Annotated in this window: 15 protein-coding genes and 1 pseudogene; 9 read left to right on the top strand and 7 right to left on the bottom strand. The window is 72.3% G+C overall.

Going from position 1 to position 15,965, the window contains the following annotated elements; all coding sequences use genetic code 11:
* Both G5C51_RS42990 and G5C51_RS12740 read left to right on the top strand, forming a co-directional pair.
* Positions 1-139: pseudogene (locus G5C51_RS42990) on the top strand (M23 family peptidase); the annotation flags it as partial.
* Between the two features lie 19 nt (positions 140-158).
* Positions 159-971 carry a M23 family metallopeptidase gene (locus G5C51_RS12740; protein ID WP_165236563.1) on the top strand — a complete coding sequence of 271 codons (813 nt, stop codon included), beginning with the start codon at positions 159-161 and terminating at the stop codon, positions 969-971.
* Positions 972-1,057: 86 nt separating this feature from the next.
* Here G5C51_RS12740 and G5C51_RS12735 read toward each other — a convergent pair whose 3' ends face one another.
* A complete protein-coding gene (locus G5C51_RS12735; RefSeq protein ID WP_165236561.1) occupies positions 1,058-1,621 on the bottom strand; it encodes a VanZ family protein in 564 nt (187 codons plus the stop codon).
* An 81-nt stretch (positions 1,622-1,702) separates the two neighbouring features.
* Between G5C51_RS12735 and G5C51_RS12730 the strand changes: the two genes are divergently transcribed.
* Positions 1,703-2,695, top strand: a complete 993-nt coding sequence (locus G5C51_RS12730) for a phosphotransferase family protein (RefSeq protein ID WP_206313756.1) — start codon at positions 1,703-1,705, stop codon at positions 2,693-2,695.
* A 269-nt stretch (positions 2,696-2,964) separates the two neighbouring features.
* Here the strand turns inward: G5C51_RS12730 and G5C51_RS12725 are convergent, their stop codons facing one another.
* Both G5C51_RS12725 and G5C51_RS12720 read right to left on the bottom strand, forming a co-directional pair.
* Positions 2,965-3,348 carry a DUF3662 domain-containing protein gene (locus G5C51_RS12725; protein WP_165236559.1) on the bottom strand — a complete coding sequence of 128 codons (384 nt, stop codon included), beginning with the start codon at positions 3,346-3,348 and terminating at the stop codon, positions 2,965-2,967.
* A gap of 60 nt (positions 3,349-3,408) precedes the next feature.
* Complete coding sequence (locus G5C51_RS12720) at positions 3,409-4,311, bottom strand: SigB/SigF/SigG family RNA polymerase sigma factor (RefSeq protein WP_165236557.1); 903 nt, start codon at positions 4,309-4,311, stop codon at positions 3,409-3,411.
* Positions 4,312-4,595: 284 nt separating this feature from the next.
* Here G5C51_RS12720 and G5C51_RS12715 point away from each other — a divergent pair, with 284 nt between their 5' ends.
* The 3 genes from G5C51_RS12715 to G5C51_RS12705 all read left to right on the top strand — a co-directional run bounded on the left by G5C51_RS12715 (position 4,596) and on the right by G5C51_RS12705 (position 6,940).
* Positions 4,596-5,471: a SigB/SigF/SigG family RNA polymerase sigma factor gene (locus tag G5C51_RS12715; RefSeq protein WP_165236556.1), complete on the top strand. Its 876-nt coding sequence runs from the start codon at positions 4,596-4,598 to the stop codon at positions 5,469-5,471.
* A 50-nt stretch (positions 5,472-5,521) separates the two neighbouring features.
* A complete protein-coding gene (locus G5C51_RS12710) occupies positions 5,522-5,935 on the top strand; it encodes a DUF2267 domain-containing protein (RefSeq protein ID WP_165236554.1) in 414 nt (137 codons plus the stop codon).
* 93 nt (positions 5,936-6,028) lie between these two features.
* On the top strand, positions 6,029-6,940 hold the full coding sequence (locus tag G5C51_RS12705) for a YihY/virulence factor BrkB family protein (protein WP_165236552.1): 912 nt from the start codon (positions 6,029-6,031) through the stop codon (positions 6,938-6,940).
* 149 nt (positions 6,941-7,089) lie between these two features.
* On the opposite strand, the gene G5C51_RS12700 is transcribed toward G5C51_RS12705, so the two are convergent.
* Positions 7,090-8,544 carry a PepSY-associated TM helix domain-containing protein gene (locus G5C51_RS12700; RefSeq protein WP_165236550.1) on the bottom strand — a complete coding sequence of 485 codons (1,455 nt, stop codon included), beginning with the start codon at positions 8,542-8,544 and terminating at the stop codon, positions 7,090-7,092.
* Positions 8,545-8,738: 194 nt separating this feature from the next.
* Between G5C51_RS12700 and G5C51_RS12695 the strand changes: the two genes are divergently transcribed.
* From G5C51_RS12695 to G5C51_RS12685, 3 genes are all read left to right on the top strand, one after another.
* Positions 8,739-9,362 carry a hypothetical protein gene (locus G5C51_RS12695; protein WP_165236548.1) on the top strand — a complete coding sequence of 208 codons (624 nt, stop codon included), beginning with the start codon at positions 8,739-8,741 and terminating at the stop codon, positions 9,360-9,362.
* 287 nt (positions 9,363-9,649) lie between these two features.
* The gene (locus tag G5C51_RS12690; RefSeq protein ID WP_165236546.1) at positions 9,650-10,270 is read left to right on the top strand and encodes a sigma-70 family RNA polymerase sigma factor; all 621 of its coding nucleotides are present in this window, start codon (positions 9,650-9,652) and stop codon (positions 10,268-10,270) included.
* A 71-nt stretch (positions 10,271-10,341) separates the two neighbouring features.
* Positions 10,342-10,596, top strand: coding sequence for a hypothetical protein (locus tag G5C51_RS12685; RefSeq protein ID WP_165236544.1), 255 nt, complete (start codon positions 10,342-10,344; stop codon positions 10,594-10,596).
* Positions 10,597-10,629: 33 nt separating this feature from the next.
* Here the strand turns inward: G5C51_RS12685 and G5C51_RS12680 are convergent, their stop codons facing one another.
* The 3 genes from G5C51_RS12680 to G5C51_RS12670 all read right to left on the bottom strand — a co-directional run bounded on the left by G5C51_RS12680 (position 10,630) and on the right by G5C51_RS12670 (position 15,943).
* Entirely contained in the window at positions 10,630-13,275 is a 2,646-nt protein-coding gene (locus G5C51_RS12680; protein ID WP_206313755.1) for a PEP/pyruvate-binding domain-containing protein, read from the bottom strand.
* Positions 13,276-13,337: 62 nt separating this feature from the next.
* Positions 13,338-14,549, bottom strand: a complete 1,212-nt coding sequence (locus G5C51_RS12675; protein WP_165236540.1) for an FAD-dependent monooxygenase — start codon at positions 14,547-14,549, stop codon at positions 13,338-13,340.
* Positions 14,546-15,943, bottom strand: coding sequence for an MFS transporter (locus tag G5C51_RS12670; protein ID WP_165236538.1), 1,398 nt, complete (start codon positions 15,941-15,943; stop codon positions 14,546-14,548). The genes G5C51_RS12675 and G5C51_RS12670 overlap by 4 nt, the downstream gene beginning before the upstream one ends.
* Positions 15,944-15,965 lie beyond the last annotated feature (22 nt).

Raw genomic sequence — 15,965 nt, 5'->3', positions numbered from 1 at the left:
CCACTACTACAACCACTGGTGGCTGAAGACCGACCCGGATGTGGGCCCGGCCAATCAGTACGTATCGGCGTACTACCTGTCCCGCTGGGGCAACGACGAAGCGCGCGACAACAACGGCACCGTCATCCCCGACTGCTGACATCCCCATGGAGGTTCTCATGCGTCATCTGCGCAATGCCTTGGTGGCGGTGACGGCGACCATTGCCGCCCTTCTCGCCGGGCTCCTCACGGCACCCTCGGCGCATGCGGCGCCGAACTTCAAGGCGCCGTTCCCGTGCGGCCAGTCCTGGACGTACAGCCATCATTCGCAGGAGGTCCGGCTGGCGCTGGACTTCATCAAGAACGGCGGAGGCACCGCCGGCCAGCCGAACCTGGCCTCCGCCGCCGGCACCGCATACCGCTACTACGAGGCGAACGGCGCCGGCAACTATGTCGTCATCGACCACGGCGGCGGCTGGAAGACGTACTACTTCCACCTGTCGTCGTTCGCGATCAGCCACGGCCAATCGGTGAGCCAGGGCCAGACCATCGGCTACACGGGCTCCACCGGCAACAGCTCCGGTGCGCACATCCACTACGAGCAGCTCTACAACGGCGCCGGGCAGACCATCCACATCAACGGCCAGTCCCTCGCCCCCTACCCGGGCTCGTACGGGCAGCGGTCGATCACCAGCGACAACGGCTGCGGTGGCGACGGCAAATACTGGGTGGATACCTTCGCTGATGCGCCGGTGTTCGCCTCGCCGACGTCGACGTCGCAGACCGGCACGCTCTACAAGGCCACCAACTACGTCTATTGCAAGGCGTGGGGCCGCGAGATCCGTGACGGTGCGGGCAACTACAACCACTGGTGGCTGAAGACCGACCCGGATGTGGGCCCGGCCAATCAGTACGTATCGGCGTACTACCTGTCCCGCTGGGGCAACGACGAAGCGCGCGACAACAACGGCACCGTCATCCCCGACTGCTGAGGAATGCAGCATTGGTCCCGCTGCCGATATCCGGGCAGCGGGGCCACTGTCATGAAGGTGCGCCGAGCTCCCGGGGCGCCCTCGCCTCACTGCGTGGCGGTCGGACAGCACGCCGCGGGTAGCGGACTGCTGGCGGCGCGCCACCAGTGGCGGGACGTCAGGGCGGCGAGGCCGGCGCCGGCGGTGTTGAGCAGTACGTCGTCTACGGACGACACTCGGTCCAGGTGGAGGGCGTACTGCGCTGATTCGACCAGGATCGAGCAGCCGGCTCCGAGCGCCAGCACTCGCCGTACCGATGCCAGCGCCGCGAACCGCAGTGGGGCGAGGGAGCCCAGCGCCGCGAAGACCAGCAGATTGCCGACGATCTGGCCCGTGTTCATCGTGAGCAGGTCCCGTAGCGGCACCAGATTTACGACCGCCCCACCCTCGTCGCCCGGCAGCAGGATCAACCAGACCACCGGCACCGTCCCGTAGACGATGCCGACCTCGGCGAGCGATATGCGCCGTGCCCTCGGCGCCGGGGCGCCGGCGAGTCTTCGTCGGCGGGTCAGAGCCCAGGCCGCGAGCGCTGCCACCGGCAGCGCGGTCACCGTGAGGAGCGCTACCCCGGTGAACGTGCCGAGCCAGCCGTGCCACCCTTCGAGGCGCACCCTTCCACCCCCGCTTCCAGCTTGTTGTCGTCAGCAGTCTCACCGGCGCCACATATCGGCGGCGTATGAATCGGTGATCCCATGGATCTTCTGCGCGGGCCGTCGTCCGGATGGTGGGGTGGCCTGGTGGTAAATCGCGATGAGGCGGCGGCTGTCCGACCGTTGACCCTGGAGTGGGTGAGGCGGCATCTGGAGGTCGGGGAGCGGATCGTCGGATTCCAGGTGCTGCGTGGTGGTGTCACTGCCGAAATGCGGCGGCTGACCATCGGTGCGCGGGACGGAAGTACCCGTGACCTGGTGCTACGGACCTACGTCGACCCGTTCTTCGTGGAGCGCGCCGAGGACTTGCTGGACCGGGAGGCCGGCGCTCTGACGCTGCTTCCGGGGGCCGCCGGTGTGCCGGCTCCTGCACTGGTCGCCGTTGATCCGACCGCCGCGCATTGCGAGTATCCGTCGCTCCTGATGTCGCATGTGCCGGGGCGGACGGTCCTTGGTGACGAGGGACTGGAGGCGCGCGTTCCGCTGTTGGCCCGTCAGCTCGTGGCGATCCACGCGGTGCGGCCCGCCGAGCGGCCCCGGGAGTATGTGGCCTTGACTACCGCCGACACCGTCGTGGTTCCGAAGCGCGCCGACGCGGTGGCATGGGCCGCGGCGATCGACGTGATCCGCAAGCCTGCGCCGGCCTACGAAGGGCGCTTCCTGCACCGGGACTTCCACCCCGGAAATGTGCTGTTCGACGCGGCGCCCCGGGTAACCGGCGTCGTCGACTGGGCCGGGGCCTCCTGGGGGCCGGCGGATCTCGATGTGGCGCACTGCTCCACCAATCTCGCGCTGCTGCACGGGCCGGTGTGGGGTCTGCGGTTCGTTGCGGCGTATGAGGAGGCCGGCGGGGTGCTGGCCGCGGTCGCGAGTGAGCGGCTGTACTGGCAGGTGCGGGACGCGCTGGCGTTTTCGGAAGAAGTGCACTTGGTGGCGCAGCCATGGCGGGAAGCGGGGAGGGCGGAGCTTACGGCGCGAGCTGTTGAGGAGCGGTTGGACGACTATGTCACCGCCCTGATGGATGCGCTGGGTTGAGCGACGCGAGGTGAGCGCTGCGCAGCGGAGGCCGCGCCGGTGCAGCTCCGGTGCGGCCTCCGTGCGGGAATGCCCCGTGCTAGCCGCGTCCCGCGATGCGGCCCGGGCTCACTGCGGCCGTTCCCCGCACCGTTCGCGTCGGGCCGTTTGCCGCTGGGGGAGGAGAGTGGGTGCCAGGGGGTGCGGCCTTGGAGGGTGGGGGGTTCGGCTCCTGCTGTTTTGTCATGATCCGCGTTTAACCCGTCGCCGCGGAAACCATGCATCGGAGATCACATCAGGCCGACCGGCAGGATGCGGCTGAGGACGCGGTAGCGGCGTGTGTCGGGAGTCGGGGTGGGTTGCAGGTTCACCGTTACCGGGCCGGCGAAGCTGTAGTGCTGTTCCGCCGCGTGGCGTCGGATGAGCAGGGCCAGGTGGCGTTCCACTTCGGCTTGCTGCTGGGTCAAGGCGTGAAAGCAGTCCTCGGGGAGTTCCACCGTGAAGTGATTCGGTACGAGCGTCCGCCCGGGGCCGATGATCATGAGATGTGCGTCGCATTCCCGGCGCAGCACCGCGACGATTTCTACGGATTCTTTGTCCGGGCGCGTCATCGCGGTCCAGAAATGTGAGGTCCAGCGTTCGACGGTTCCTTCGATAGTGCCTACGAAACCCATGAGGGGCGCGTGCCCCGGCGGTGCCGGAAGCATGTTCCCTCAATGGGGTGGGCTGCCGTCTCAGCGTTCGGGGACATTCAGCCGTCGGCGGAGCCGGTTGAGGATTCGGGTCAGTACGCGGGATACGTGGGTTTGTGAGATGCCTAGTTCCGCGCCGATTTCGGCCTGGGTCATCTCCTGGCCGTAATGCATGGAGAGGATTCGGCGGTCCTGTTCCGGTAGTTCGTCGAGGGCCGGTTGCAGGGCGACCAGGTTTTCGACCTTTTCCAGGTCGGGGTCCTCGCGGCCGAGGTGGTCGGCCAGGGTGTCGTCGGTTCTGCCGTGTTCTCCGGGGGCGTCGAGGGAGGTGGCGGTATAGCCGTTGCCGGCGCGTAGGCCCTCGGCCACCTCGTCGGGGGTGAGGTCGAGGTGGTCGGCGAGTTCCGGGGTGGTCGGGCGGCGGCCGAGGCGCTGTTCCAGGGTGCTGGTCGCGGACGCGAGGAGCAGGCGGCGCTCCTGCAGGGCGCGCGGGACGCGTACGGCCCATGAGCCGTCGCGGAAGTGGCGTTTGATCTCGCCGAAGATGGTGGGCAGCGCGAACGTGGGGAATTCGACGCCGCGTTCGGGATCGAAGCGGTTGATCGCCTTGATCAGGCCGATGATGCCGACCTGAATCACGTCCTCGCTCGGCTCCGGGCGCGAGAAGTAGCGCCGGGCGGCGTAGCGGACCAGGGGCAGGTTCAGCTCGACCAGGGTGTTGCGGACGTACGAGTACTCGGCGGTGCCTTCCTCCACCTCGTTCAGGCGGACGAAGAGCGGCTTGGATACGGCGCGCGCGTCGGCGGGCGTGAGGTGCTCGGACTGCAGCAGCGCCCGCAGGTCTGCGGGTGCCGCGCTCGGCGTGGGGGGCGGGGCGGGGTGCTGCCCCGGCGTATCTCGCTCGGAGGACGCGGTGTCCGTACGGGCTGCTCGTGCGCTGTGCATCGTCTCACCCCTGCGATCAGGCGCCCCCGGAGGGCTTCGACCGGCCGGGAGCGCGTCGTGTCCCCCTGTTACCCGGAGGGCGGCCCGTTATACATCCGTGATCTGCCGGGTGGTGTTCGGAAGATCAGCCGGGCACTCGATCGGACCAACTGTGACAGCTGCTCTCACCTGCGGTGATGGCTCAACGGGGGGCACTTTGATTGCCCCCGGAGGCGCGGGGTAACTGCCTGTTCACACCGAGCGTCTGATCGTCCGGGACGCCACAAACGGAAAGGACGAAGACGATGACGATCACCGAACTGGTCACCCCGAGCGGCATCGACACCCACCCGGTGGTCCACCGACATACCGCGGGGCAGGACCCCGCCCCGACCACCGCCGGCACCGCCACCACCGACGACGCCCGCGCGCTCTCCCAGGTGCTCTTCACCCGCCTGGCAAGCCTGGAGGAAGGCACCGCCGACTACTCCTACGTGCGCAACACCCTCGTCGAACTGAACATGCCCCTGGTGCGCTTCGCCGCCCGCCGCTTCCGCGCCCGTACCGAATCGGCCGACGACGTCATCCAGGTCGGCGCCATCGGCCTGATCAAGGCCATCAACCGCTACGAGGTGGCCCGCGGCCTCGCCTTCAACACCTTCGCGCTGCCGACCATCAACGGCGAGATCAAGCGCCACTTCCGCGACACCTCCTGGGACGTGCATGTCCCGCGCCGGCTGCAGGAGTTGCGCGGCGAGCTCGCCGCCGCCGCCGAGGAGCTCGAGCAGGACCTCGGGCGGCCGCCGAGCACGGATGAGCTCGCCGTCCGCCTCGGCCGCACTCCGCAGGCCGTCGCCGAGGGCCTCGCCGCGGCGAACGCCTACACCGCCGCCTCGCTGGACTCCCGCCTTGCGGACGAGGATCCCGACAGTGCGCTCACCGAGCGGCTCGGTTACGAGGACGAGGACCTGGTCAAGGTCGAGGAGCGGCAGATGCTGCAGCCCGTACTCGCCGAACTCCCGGCCCGGGACCGGAGGATCCTCGCGATGCGGTTCGGTGCCGAGATGACGCAGAGCGAGATCGGCGCAGAGCTCGGCCTCTCCCAGATGCACGTCTCGCGCCTGCTCGCCCGGATCCTGAACCGGCTGCGCACGCGGCTGCGCGTCCGCCCCGGACGCTGAGCGGCTTCGAAACGAACGGCCCCCCCACCCCGACCCGGAGGTCAACTGACATGCGCGTAGAGGAGTTTCTCGACCTGGTGCACTTCCGCGGCGGTTACGACACTCCCGCGAGTGCCGCCCAGGCCACCCAGGCGGTCCTCGAGGTGCTCGGCTCCCATCTGGTCGGCGACGACCTCACCGACCTGGCCAATCTGCTGCCCGCCCAGTGCACGCCCGTCCTGGTGGGCACCGCGCCCGCGAGCGTGCCGCTGACGCCGGACGGTTTCGTCGCCGCGGTGGCCATGCTCACCCGCAGTGATCCGCTGACCGGACGCCGGCATACCGGCGCGGTCCTCGGCGCCATCGCCACCGTGGCCGAGCCCACGCTCGTACGCCGCCTGATCACGCAACTGCCGCCCGGCTACCGCGAGCTGTTCTCGCTGCCGAAAGCGGAGCCGGCGATCGCGGGCAGCGGCAGGGCGTAGCGGCGGCACCGAGAGGACAATCCACAGCGCGGCCGCTCCCGGGGCCCGCCCCCGACCCGGGCCCCGGGAGCCGGCGGCGGAAGGAGAGCGGCCATGACACGATCGCAGCTCGTCGACCCGCGGACATGGCAACCGCTCGGCCGGCTGCGCACGGCTCCGTGGGCTTCGTACCGGCAGGCGCTGCGGCGCACCCCGCTGTCGCTGTGGAATGACGACATCTCCGACTGGGCCGCCGCGCTGACCTATTACGCGATGCTCGCCCTGCTGCCCGCCATGCTCGTCACCGTCTCGGCCGTCAGCCTGGCCGACCCCGCCGGGCTGTCCCGCCTCGCGGGCTACCTCATCGAGGTCGCTCCCGGCGAGTCCGGGAACGCGCTGGAACGGACCCTGACAGCCATCACCCGGCATCGCTCCGCGGCGTGGCTGCTGACCGTCGTGGGCGTGGTCAGCGCGCTGTGGTCCTCGTGCAGCTATCTGGCGGTGTTCCGCCGGGCGCTGCACGCCATGTACGGCATCCACGACAACCGGCCCGCCTGGCGCAAGGCACCCCGCATCCTGGGGACCGCCCTGATTCTCCTGGCCCTGCTGCTCGCGACGGCGTTCGCCCTCATCGTCTCCGGGCCGCTGGCCCGCTCGCTCGGGCAGGCGCTGGGGCTGGCCGATCAAGCCACGGCGGTATGGAGTGTGTTGCGCTGGCCGTTGCTGCTGGTCCTGGCCGGGCTGCTCGTCCTGATCCTCTTCCACTCGGGGCCTCCCGCCGCACGCACCGTGCGCCGCACCGCGCCCGGCGGGCTGCTCGCCATCGTGCTGTGGCTGGCCGTGTCGGCCGGCTTCGCGCTCTATCTGGGCGCCTTCCACACCGTCAGCCGCCTTTACGGGTCGCTGGCCGGTGCCGTCGTCTTCCTGATCTGGCTCTGGCTGTCCAACTTCGCGCTGCTCACCGGGGCGCAGTTCAACGCCGAAATCGCCAAGGCGAAGCGGCAGCGGTCCGGCGGCTCGGTCTGAGTTCCTTCACACCGGTGGTGTCGAGTTGCGGGCGGGGGCACCGGGCTGCCCCGGCCGTACACGATGCTCCGGTGCCGCGGACGAGCGAGCGCGAGACGGGGTCGGGGAGTTCGGGATGCCGGCCGCGGCCGAGTGGTACACCCGTCAGCTCACCCTGCCGCCGCCTCCCGGGTGTCGCGGCGCCGGCGGGCGTACACCCCGTAGGCGGCGTCCGCGGCCAGGAAGGCGAGGAGCGGGATGCCGAGGAGCGGGAGATACCAGCCGAGCATGGCGGTCGCGCCCGCCAGCGGTGCCAGTACGTACCACGGCACCGCCTGCCACGCCCCGCGCGGCATCGGGCGGCCGAAGGCGGTGTCGCGGCCGCGCTGCCACCACATGCGATAGCCCCAGACGATGAGCAGGATCAGGGCGACCATCAGGGCCGCCAGGGCGATTTGGTTGACGAGGCCGAAGAGGATGCCCATGTGCAGGGCGATGCCCCAGTTGGTGAGCTTTGCGAGCATCGGGTAGTCGGCGAAGGGCAGGCTGCTGGTGACCTTGCCGGACTCCGGGTGGATGGTGACGGCGTCCTGCTTCACCGGCCAGGCCCGCTGGACCTCCTTGACGACGTAGCCGGAGGAGGCGTCCGCGGGCAGCGTCACCTCGGCCGGGTCGCCGATGCCGTGGGCGCGGGCGATGCGCAGCGCTTCGGCGGCGCCGACCGCGTGCTGCGCGTTCGCGCCGTGCGAGCCGTGGCCGCCGTGTTCCGCGTGGTCGCCGGCGGGGGCCTGGGCGCCGCCGGCGACGGCGGCGTTGACCTCCGGCGTCAGCTGGCCGAGGGATTCGCGCAGTTTCGTTACGGATTCACCTGCGTACGTGGACCAGGTCAGGCCCGTCGCGGACAGGAAGAACAAGCCGGCCGCCGCCCACACGCCGACCGAGGCGTGCAGGCTCATGGTGCGCTTCCGGCCGGTGGCACTGCGGTCGGGCAGCGTGGCGGAGCGCAGCTTCCCGCGTCCCCGGCGGCGGGCCAGCCAGAGCACCAGGCCGGCCCCGGTGATCACCCACAGCCAGCTGGCGGCCAGCTCGCTGTAGAGCCGGCCGGTCTCGCCGAGGTGCAGGCTGCGGTGCAGCTCGGAGATCCAGGCGCGTACGGGCAGGGCGCCGGTGGAGCCGTACTGCTCGAGCGCGCCGCGCACCTCGCCGTCGTGCGGGTTCACGAACACCGCGAGGCTGCGGTCCTCGGGCACCCCCGGGGCGCCGGCGAGCAGCACCCGGGTGGTGTCGCCCGGCTCCGGGGCCGGGCGCACCCCGCTGACCTCGCCGTCCGGATACGCCTCGCGGGCGGCCGCGATCTGCACGGCCAGCGGCAGCTCGCGCTCGCCGGCCGGCACCCGCAGCTCGTGGTCGTAGACGACCTTCTCGATCTGGTACGACGCGGCGTACAGCAGCCCGGTCACGGCGGCAATGAGCAGGAACGGAGCGACGATCAGCCCGGCGTAGAAGTGCAGCCGGAGCACCAGCGGGCGCAGCGCGGACCAGGTGGCCCGGCGGGCCGGTGACGGAGGTGCGGCAGCGGCGGGCGGGGCCTCCGGCGCGGCGGGCGGCGGTGGTTCGACGGACATCGGCGGCTCTCCTGGGGCGGGGACGGAAGGGACCTGCCGCGGGCGCGGCGACCGCGGCATTCAGGGAGTCGGGCGAAGGGCCGTGCGAGTTCCCGGGATCTGCGGGTGAGCCGGAGCACACGCGCGGGAAGTGTTCATGAGGCATCGATCACCCACCCTCGTCGGAACGGGAGCCGGCTGGCACCATGACCGCCATGACCTCGGGGCCCGCCTTCCGCATCGCGCGCGCCGCGGTCTTCGCGGCCGTGTGTGTAGTGGCCACGGGTCTGGGCCACGCGCTCATGTCCGGGCGTCCGCTGCCCGCGTGGGGCGTGGCGTACGCGTTCGCGGCGACCACCGCCGCCGCGTGGTGGCTGACCGGCCGCGAGCGCGGGGCGGTCGCGGTCACCGGCGCCACGGTGGTGGCGCAGCTGGCGCTGCACGGGGTGTTCACCGGGGCGCAGTGGCTGGCGACGCCGCCGGAGCCCGCCGGACAGCTGCCCCCACACGCCGGGCACGCCGCGGCCGAGGGCGCCATGGCCCATGCCGGGCACGGCAGTTCGCCCGGCATGGTCGCGGCGCACGCGCTCGCCGCCCTGGTGTGCGGGCTGTGGCTGTGGCGCGGTGAGGCGGCGGCGTACCGCACCGGCCGGGCGCTGGCCGCCTTCGTCTTCGTGCCGCTGCGGCTGGCCCGCCGGGTGCTCGCCGGGGTCGTATCCGCTCCGTCGCGGCCGTCGCCGGCCGTCGGCGCCGAGCCGCCGGCGCGGCCGCGCGAGCCGCTGCTGCAGTACGTCGTCTCCCGCCGCGGCCCGCCTGCCGCGTTCTTCGCTCTGCACTGACCACCGACCGCTGTCCGGCGACCGCCTATCGCGTCGCTGCGACCGGCGGCGGCCCGGCTTGCCCGCACTTCGTGGGAGCCGGCAGTGCCAGTACGGCGCCGCACCCGGGTCTGGCACCCGGCGGCGGCGCCGCGGTCCGGCGCGCTCGTCCGCGCGCCGCCCCCACCAACTCGCGGCCCGCGATGCCGTCGACGCCCCTACGGGCCCGGCGCGCCCGCGACGCCGCTTCCCCGGCAGGCCCGCGTCCGCTGCGGCGCGGTCTGCCCGCGTGCGAAGGACACGACACGATGACTCCTGCCCTGACCCAGGCCCCGCGCGGCCCATCGGCAAGACGACATAACGACACCGAAGTGACCGCCTGGGCGCTGGCCGCCCGGAGCGGCGACCCGGAGGCGGTGGACCGGTTCGTCCGCGCCACCCAGCGCGATGTGTGGCGGTTCGTCGCCCACCTCAGCGCCGACCTGCACGGTGCCGACGACCTGACCCAGGAGACGTATCTGCGGGCGCTCACCGGGCTGCCGCGGTTCGCGGGCCGCTCGTGCGCCCGCACCTGGCTGCTGTCGATCGCCCGCCGGGTGGTGGTGGACCGCTACCGGCACACGGCGGCGCGCCCGCGGATCGCCTCCGCCTGCGACTGGCAGACGGCCGCCGAGCGGTCCCAGCCGTGCGGACTGCCCGGCTTCGAGGAGCGGGTGGCGCTGCTGGAACTGCTGCGGGCGCTGAACGCCTCGCGCCGCGAGGCCTTCGTCCTCACGCAGCTGGCCGGGCTGCCGTACGAGCGGGCCGCCGCGGTGCTCGGCTGCCCGCTGGGCACCGTGCGCTCCCGGGTGGCCAGGGCGCGGGCGGACCTGACGGCGCTGCTGCGGGAGGCGGAGTCCGCCGGCGGCGGTACGGCGCCGTCCGCGTAGGCGCGACGCGGCCCGCTCCAGGTGCCCGGATACGGGACTGCCCGGGGCGGGCCGAGGTGCGTCGGAACGCTGTGCTCGCGCGTCAGTGGTGGCAGGTCCGGCACGAGCAGGAGGAGCAGGTGCAGGTGGCGCACAGGTCGCCGCCGCAGTCGGTGCACGAGCAGGTGGCCAGTTCGGTCGCCTTGTGGGCGCACGAGGCGCAGGCGCAGTTCGTACAGGTGCAGTTGGCGCAGACGTCGCCGGCGCAGTCGGCACAGGCGCAGGTGGCCGTGGCGGTGGTCATGGTGGAGCCTTTCGATCCGAAATCCTTCGGGCGGTTTGCGTAATGTGCCCGACTTTATCGGAATTAGGGATGCGGATCAGTCGCCGGGCTCAGCCGTGACCGTCCCCGCCGCGCCGTCCACCGAGATGCGGGCGCCGTCCTCGATGCGCTCGGTCGCGCCCGCGACTCCCACCACCGCGGGGATGCCGTACTCGCGGGCCACCACCGCGCCGTGCGAGATCGCGCCGCCCATCTCCATGACCAGGCCGCCCGCGGTGAGGAACAGCGGGGTCCAGCCGGGGTCGGTGGAGGGGCAGACCAGGATCTCGCCCGGGTTGAGGTGGGCGCCCGTCGGATCGTGGATGACGCGGGCCGTGCCGGTGACCGTACCGGCCGAGGCGGGCGTGCCGGTGAGGGTTCCGGGGGCGGTCGCGGCGGACGGCGGGCCCGCGGGCAGGCCCACCGCCTCCGGCTCGGTGCCGTCCGAGAGGAGCACGCGCGGGATGTGCCGACGCCCCAGCTCGCGCTCGTAATCGGCGCGGCGCTCTGCCACCAGCGGCTTCAGATCGGTGCCGCGCAGTCCGTCGCGGGCTTCGGCGAGGGTGGTGAAGTAGATGTCGTCGGGCCGGTCCAGGACCCCGCGGCCGGTGAGTTCGGCGCCGACGGCGGTCAGGTGGACGCGCAGTCCGGCGAAGATCCGGACCAGGTTGAATTTCGGCAGCTCGCGCAGCCCGGCCAGCTGCCGGGTGCGGCCGAGGGCGAAGCCGATCACCGAGCCGCGCACGCCGCCCGCCCCGGCGGCGAGTTCGGCGATCGTACGGTCCGCTTCCTCGGCGCCCTTCGCGAAGAGCGCGGCGGGGGCGAGGGCGGGGTCGTCCAGCCGCAGGTAGTTCGCGAGCACGCCGAGGATGTGGGCGGGGCCGTCGGACCAGCGGGGCATGCCGATGTCGATCTCGGCGACCGCGCGGTGGCCGTACTCGGCGAGGAACGCGTTCAGTTCGGCCTGGACGGTCGCCGGCAGGGGCGAGCGGGCGAGGTTGTCCGCGGGGGTGTCGCGGAGGAGCCGGGCGGCCTCCGGGTCCGCCTTGATCCGGGTCGCCGCCTGCCAGAGGGCGAGGTCCATCTCGGTGGTGGGGTTGTGCGGCAGGCTGCGCAGCACGTTCTGCAGCCGGGCCCGGTCGGCCGGGTCGGGCAGCAGCAGCCGGGCCAGCCCCAGCATCAGGTAACCGGCGATGAAGTCCGGCACGGTGGCGTAGACGATCGGGAAGGTCTCGCGGCCGAGGACCCGCTCGACGTGGTCGAGGCGGGTCTGCGCGGTGGCGTCCGCGGGCAGCGGCAGCAGCCGGCCGAGCTGGTCGCGGAGGCGCTGGGCCCGGCGCAGCGCGGCGGCGGGGTCGGCGATCGTCTGCGCGATCTGCAGCGGCACCCGGTGGCCGCCGGCCGCCGACTGGGCCAGCGCGCGCAGGATCGCCCGCGGTGAGACGGGCTGCGGGCGCAGCCTGGGGTCGTCGAGCAGGCCGCGGATGACGGTGGCGGAGCGGGCTTCGCCGACGTCGAGCAGCCGCGGCAGCACGCGGCGGCCGACGCCGCTGCGCACCGCCCCGGTGACGTCGACGAAGACCCGGCGGCCGGCGACGGCGAGGCCGGGGGCGCGCAGGGCCCCGGCCAGGTTCTGGGTCGCGCCGGCGCCGCTGCCCTGGCGGGTCAGGAAGCCGAAGGCCTCGATGCCCATAGGGGTGAACGGCCGGTACATGCCCTGCGCGACGTTGACCGAGAGATACACCCGCAGGCCCGGCAGGTCGCTCGCCGGGACCGGGTAGAGCGTGGTGATGGGCCGGGCCTGGGTCAGCCAGAGGCCGCCGTCCGCGTCGATCGCCCACTCGGTGTCCTGCGGCGCGCCGTAGTGCTCCTCCACCCGGGCGCCGAGTCCGGCCAGCGCCACCAGCTGCTCGTCGGTGAGGCAGGCACCGCCGCCCGCGTCCGCGGCGATCTGCTCGGTGCCGCCCTCGGGCAGGCCGCGGATCAGGGTGGTGCGGTCGGCGACCCGCCGCTCGGTGATCCGGCCGGTGGCGGTGTCCACCACGAAGTGATCGGGGTTGACCGCGCCGGAGACCACCGATTCGCCGAGTCCCGGTGCGGCGTCGATGACGGTCTCGTGCCGGCGCCCGGTGACCGGGTTCGCGGTGAACATCACCCCGGCGACCTCGGCCGGCACCATCTGCTGCACCACGACGCACAGCCGCACCGCGGCGTGGTCGATGCCGTTCGCGGCGCGGTAGGCCACGGCCCGGTCGGTCCACAGCGACGCCCAGCAGTCGCGCACCGCCCGCAGCACCGCGTCGGGCCCGAGGACGTTGAGGTAGGTGTCCTGCTGGCCGGCGAAGCTGGCGGTGGGCAGGTCCTCGGCGGTGGCGGAGGAGCGTACCGCCACCGGCCCGTGCCCGGCCGTCTCCCGGACCGCGGCCGCGATGTCCGCCGGCACCTCGGCCTTACGGACGAGGTCCCTGGCCCGCTCGGCAAGCGGCGCCAGATCGTCGGGCCCGGCCGCCGCCAGCTCGTCGAGTACGGGCCCGAGGCCGGCGTTCTCCGCCACCCGCCGGTAGGCCTCGGTGGTGACGCAGACGCCGTCCGGGACCGGCAGCCCGGCCCGGGTCATCAGCCCGAGATTGAGACCCTTGCCGCCGACCAGCGGCAGCATGTCATCGGTGATCTCGGCAAAGGGGAGCACCAGCGCATTTCCCATAGCTGTGATCATCCGGCGCGCCGGGCCCGGGCGCCTTGCGAGGACGCCCGGACGAAGGAACGTCACCGCTGGCGGGGGCCTGACGTGAAGTCGGGCAGGGTGAGGGCGGAGTGCGCCGGTTTGCCTTCCGCGGGCGGCATGGTGCTGAGGCCGCGCAGCCTGGCGTTGCGCTGTTCCAGGGCCCGGGCGGTGGTGGGGAAGAGGGCGGCGCCGCCCTCGCCGACCAGGTCCTGGTTCATGGTCACGAACTCGCGGGTGGTGTGCTCGTAGGCCGCGAAGGCCGCGGTGTGATCGCCGTCGTGGTCGGCCAGCGCACCGGCGAGCATGTAGGCGCCGACGAGCGCGAGGCTGGTGCCCTGGCCGGTGAGGAACGAGGGCGCGTACGCGGCGTCGCCCACCAGCGCGACCCTCCCGCTGGACCAGCGCGGCATGCGGATCTGGCCGACGGCGTCGAAGAACAGGTCGTCCGCCGTGTGCATCGCGTCGAGCATGCCGGGGACTTCCCACCCCGCGTCGGCGAAGACCTTGGCGACCAGGTCCCGTTGAGCGCCGGGGTCCCGGAAGGTGTCGAGGGGCGGCGCCGGCCGGGCGAAGTTCAGGAAGGCGTGCACGTCGTCGCTGTCCCCGACGGCGTAGAGGGCCGCGGCCCTGCCGGGGGTGTTCCACATCGTGACCTCGTGGGAGAGCCCGAAGGTGTTGGGCATGGTGAACACGGCGAAGCAGTAGCCGAGGTACCGGTGGAACTGCTTTTCTGCGCCGAACAGCAGCTCGCGGGTGCGGGAGTGCATCCCGTCCGCGCCGATCACGATGTCGAACGTCCGCCGGCCGCCCCCGCGGAAGGTGACGTCGGCCCCGTGCCCGGACTGATCGAGGGTGTCGATGGAGTCGTTGAACAAGAACTCCACGTCGTCCCGGACCGCCGTGTGCAGAGCGTCGGTCAGATCCCCGCGTCGCACCTCGAGATCCTGTCCCGCGACACTGCCGGCCACGGTGTGCGGGTTGAGCGCGGCGATCTCGCTGCCGTCCCCGTCGAGGAAGGTCAGGCGGCGCGAGTCGATGTGCGCGTCCCGCAGCCGCGGCAGGATTCCCATCCGCCGGATGACCTCGAGCGCGGTGCCGCGCACGTCGATGGGGTAACCACCGCTGCGCAAGGCGGCCGTCTTCTCGACCACCGTGACGGCGAATCCGTGGCGGTTCAGCCAGTACGCGAGGGCCGGCCCGGCGACGCCGGCCCCGGATATCAGGACCGTGCGCCGCGGCGTGGTGCGGTTCATTCCTTGACTCCTTTGCTCATGGTGCGCGTGACCAGCAGGGACAGCGCCGTGACGGCGCCGGCGACGATAAAGCCGGTGACGAAGGCCGATGGGGCCGGGACATCCGACCCGGAGGGGGTCCCGGCGGTGAGGAGCGCGCCACCGGCCTGCGCGCCCACGGCGTAGCCGACCACGCGCGTGACCAGGACCAGGCTGGTGGCGATGCCGGTGTCGCCTTGGTCTACGGAGGTGGCGGTGCTGGTCATCATCGCCGTGACGCACAGGCCGTTGGCCAGCGCGATCAGCGCCTTGCCGACGATCAGGTGCCAGACCTCGGAGTGCACTGCCGCCAGTACGAGCAGGGCGCCGGCCATCATGAGGACCCCGGCGGTGACCACGGCGCGCGAGCCGAAGCGCCGCGCCCCGAGCCCCCCGATCGGCCCGGCCAGCGACGCGGCCACGGCGCCGGGCAGCAGGAAGAAGCCGATCTCGGTGGCACCGGCCCCGAAGCCGTACGCGCCGGTGGGCACCGCGAACAGCTGCGGGACGAGATAGACCGCCATCGACGTACCGACGCAGATCACGAAGGTCAGCACGCACGCCTTCCAGATCGCCGGCCGTGCCAGCATGCGCAGATCGACCATCGGCGCGGCCGCCCGCCGCTCGACGGCTATCCATCCGGTCACGAAGGCGGCCAGCACCACCACGAGGCCACCGAGCACGAGCGGCTGCGAGGCGATGTCGGGCGCCAGCGCGAGCACCAGCATGAGCGTGACCAGCGTCCCGCTCAGCAGCACCAGCCCGGGCCAGTCGATCCCGGAACCGTCCGCCCGGCCCGGCGGATCGTCCGGCATCAGCCGGTTCACCAGCAGGGTGGAGCCGATGACCGCGATCGTCGGCAGCGCGAACATCCAGTGCCGGGACAGCCCTTCCGCCACCGGCCCGGCCGCGAGCGTGCCCGCCATCCCGCCGCCCACGAACAGACCGCTGACCACCCCGATGGCCACTTTGGAATCGCCCGCGGGGAGGTGCTTGCGCACCAGGATGAACGACAGGGGCAGCGCGCCCACCATCGCCCCTTGCAGCACCTGGCCGAGCAGCAGCACCGGCAGATTCGGCGCCAGGGCGGACACCAGTCCGCCGGCCGAGACCACCGCCATCAGCCGGATCAGGACCCGCTTCCCGCCGTAGCGGTCGCCGAACTTGCCCGCGACCGGCGTGATGAGCGCCCCGGTGATGAGGAGCACGATGCTGAGCAGCGCCCCTTCGGCCGGACTCAGGTCCAGCTCGCGCTGCAGGAGCGGCAGCGTCGGCGTCACCACCGACTCCAGGGCACCGGTGGCGACCGCCAGCAGGCCGAGGGCCCCGACAGCGGCTCTCCCGATACGGGCCGGGGGAGCCAGGGTGGTGGTCATGGACGTCCTTCCGTCGTTTCCG

The sequence above is a fragment of the Streptomyces coryli genome (assembly GCF_011044975.1).
Classification (GTDB): domain Bacteria; phylum Actinomycetota; class Actinomycetes; order Streptomycetales; family Streptomycetaceae; genus Streptomyces; species Streptomyces coryli.
This window is presented reverse-complemented; position numbering and strand designations above follow the sequence as displayed.

Excerpts from the sequence above, each read along its gene's own strand:
- G5C51_RS12740 (WP_165236563.1), top strand. The coding sequence starts at position 159 with ATGCGTCATCTGCGCAATGCCTTGGTGGCGGTGACGGCGACCATTGCC.
- G5C51_RS12730 (WP_206313756.1), top strand. The coding sequence starts at position 1,703 with ATGGATCTTCTGCGCGGGCCGTCGTCCGGATGGTGGGGTGGCCTGGTG.
- G5C51_RS12725 (WP_165236559.1), bottom strand. The coding sequence starts at position 3,348 with ATGGGTTTCGTAGGCACTATCGAAGGAACCGTCGAACGCTGGACCTCA.
- G5C51_RS12720 (WP_165236557.1), bottom strand. The coding sequence starts at position 4,311 with ATGCACAGCGCACGAGCAGCCCGTACGGACACCGCGTCCTCCGAGCGA.
- G5C51_RS12715 (WP_165236556.1), top strand. The coding sequence starts at position 4,596 with ATGACGATCACCGAACTGGTCACCCCGAGCGGCATCGACACCCACCCG.
- G5C51_RS12710 (WP_165236554.1), top strand. The coding sequence starts at position 5,522 with ATGCGCGTAGAGGAGTTTCTCGACCTGGTGCACTTCCGCGGCGGTTAC.
- G5C51_RS12705 (WP_165236552.1), top strand. The coding sequence starts at position 6,029 with ATGACACGATCGCAGCTCGTCGACCCGCGGACATGGCAACCGCTCGGC.
- G5C51_RS12700 (WP_165236550.1), bottom strand. The coding sequence starts at position 8,544 with ATGTCCGTCGAACCACCGCCGCCCGCCGCGCCGGAGGCCCCGCCCGCC.
- G5C51_RS12695 (WP_165236548.1), top strand. The coding sequence starts at position 8,739 with ATGACCTCGGGGCCCGCCTTCCGCATCGCGCGCGCCGCGGTCTTCGCG.
- G5C51_RS12690 (WP_165236546.1), top strand. The coding sequence starts at position 9,650 with ATGACTCCTGCCCTGACCCAGGCCCCGCGCGGCCCATCGGCAAGACGA.
- G5C51_RS12680 (WP_206313755.1), bottom strand. The coding sequence starts at position 13,275 with ATGGGAAATGCGCTGGTGCTCCCCTTTGCCGAGATCACCGATGACATG.
- G5C51_RS12675 (WP_165236540.1), bottom strand. The coding sequence starts at position 14,549 with ATGAACCGCACCACGCCGCGGCGCACGGTCCTGATATCCGGGGCCGGC.
- G5C51_RS12670 (WP_165236538.1), bottom strand. The coding sequence starts at position 15,943 with ATGACCACCACCCTGGCTCCCCCGGCCCGTATCGGGAGAGCCGCTGTC.